Origin of the sequence: Methylobacterium sp. V23, from assembly GCF_002917135.1 — a bacterium.
Lineage (GTDB): Bacteria > Pseudomonadota > Alphaproteobacteria > Rhizobiales > Beijerinckiaceae > Methylobacterium.
The window spans coordinates 1-1869 of record NZ_PDHT01000104.1 but is presented as its reverse complement, the minus strand read 5'-3'; the positions used below and the strand labels follow the sequence as shown (position 1 = coordinate 1869).

Annotated in this window: 2 pseudogenes; one reads left to right on the top strand and one right to left on the bottom strand. The window is 60.8% G+C overall.

Going from position 1 to position 1869, the window contains the following annotated elements:
- Positions 1 to 882: pseudogene (locus CRT23_RS27420) on the bottom strand (IS3 family transposase); the annotation flags it as partial.
- Between the two features lie 647 nt (positions 883 to 1529).
- On the opposite strand from CRT23_RS27420, the pseudogene CRT23_RS28990 reads away from it, so the two are divergent.
- Positions 1530 to 1869: pseudogene (locus tag CRT23_RS28990) on the top strand (hypothetical protein); the annotation flags it as partial.

Genomic DNA, 1869 nt, shown 5'->3' with positions numbered 1-1869 from the left:
CGCGGACGGAGACCTGTTGCCTAGCCAGCCGTCCTTCCTCGCTACGTAGGACGTTGTCCGAGCGGATAGGGCCTGGCACCCCGCGCAGGCTGAACAGGTCCGAGAGCACGTCGATCACGTCCAGCGCCTTGAGCTTGCGGGATACGCGGATGGCCAGGCACTCGCGCGTGAACGCATCGATGACGTTCAGCATCCGGATCTTGCGCCCATCGTGCGTGCGGGCCTCGACGAAGTCGTACGACCACACGTGATTGCGGTGTTCCGGGCGAAGACGAACACAGGAACCGGCGTTGTTCCAGATCCGCCCCCGCTTGGGCTGCTTGGCCGGCACTTTCAGACCCTCACGCCGCCAAATGCGTTCGACGCGCTTGTCGTTGACGAACCACCCGGCCGCCTTCAGCAACGCGCTGATCTTGCGGTAGCCGTAACGCCCGTACTTTTCGGCCAACGCCACAAGATCAGCCGTCAGAGACTCTTCGTCGTCCCGGCCCCGCGGTACCTTGCGCTGCGTCGAGCGATGCTGTCCGAGCGCCCGACAGGCGCGGCGCTCGGAGACGGTCATCGTCAGCATGATGTGCTCGACACAGGCGCGCCGGCGCGCGGGGCTCAAAAGTTTCCCCGAGACGCCTCCTGCAGGATCAGCTTGTCGAGGGTGAGATCCGCAATCGCCTTTCGCAGCCGAGCGTTCTCGGTCTCCAGGTCCTTCATCCGTCGAACCTGATCCGACTTCAGGCCGCCAAACTCACGCCGCCATCGGTAGTACGTCACCGTACTCACGCCGAGCGCGCGGATTGCATCGGCCACGCTCTGGCCCTGTGAGATCAGCACATCCGCCTGCCGCAACTTGGCAACGATCTCCTCAGGTTTCGGGTGCTTTGCCATCTCGTCCGTCCTCCAGGCTCAAAAGCCATATCAAAGGGCGGACCACTTCAAGGGGGGCTGATCAGGCGCCCGAACCCGCTACCAGACGGCGCTTCGACAGCCCTTCTGGCTTCAGTCCATGCTGAGCTGTGCTCCTCTTATGCCGGTCTGATGCTGATAGACCTGCGGTGGCATGACGTTCCTAGAGGCATTCCGCCGGTAATTTAAAGGGTCCCAACATGCTGATGTCGTGACCTCCCCGGGCAGGTCTGCTTCTCCATCCGGAGCAGACGCCTCATCCGGCCAGCCGCTAGGTCTGCAAAGAGTCATTTTTTTACCCTTTGACAGAGCCTAGATCTATGTACGCTTGCAGCAGCATGTATGACTATGTCGGGTCGGAATCAGAACGTCCGCCTCCTAACACAAGGCTAAGGTCCGTTTGTCACCCCTCTCGTACTTTGCCGCCTTAGGTCACGGGTGACGGGTGACGGGTGACGGGTGACGGGAAACCAATTGGATACCCGACAGAAATGTAAATAGGACGGATGTCTTGCGAGACTGTTTTTCGCCGAAAGTTCCATCGCAACCAATTATCTCGCGATCAGTTTCCTGTGATCAGCACGTGTGAACGCGTCTGCGCTGTTCCCGGCTGATCCAAGGACATCGACATGCAGGCTTTGAGGGCGATGATGATCGTCGCGCTGGTTCTGACACCAGCTTTTGCACTTGCTCAAGGTGCTTCGGTTCAGCCTCCGAGCGATAGCACCGGCGGCACTGGTAGACCTGCGAACCTCTGCCAAGAACTCGTCGCCTTCGTTAAACAACCCGAGGCCGCGACCAAGGCTGCAGAGACACCGCCACAGCTCGCAACAGCCGTGACGGCCAAGAAGAGCGACGATACGTCTGCAAAACCTTCAGCGCCGGGCACGCCGCAGAACACCTCCGGTCAGAGCGGGCAGATCACAGCGTCTGGACCGGGTGCTGCCGGTCCACAGGGGGACGCGCAAA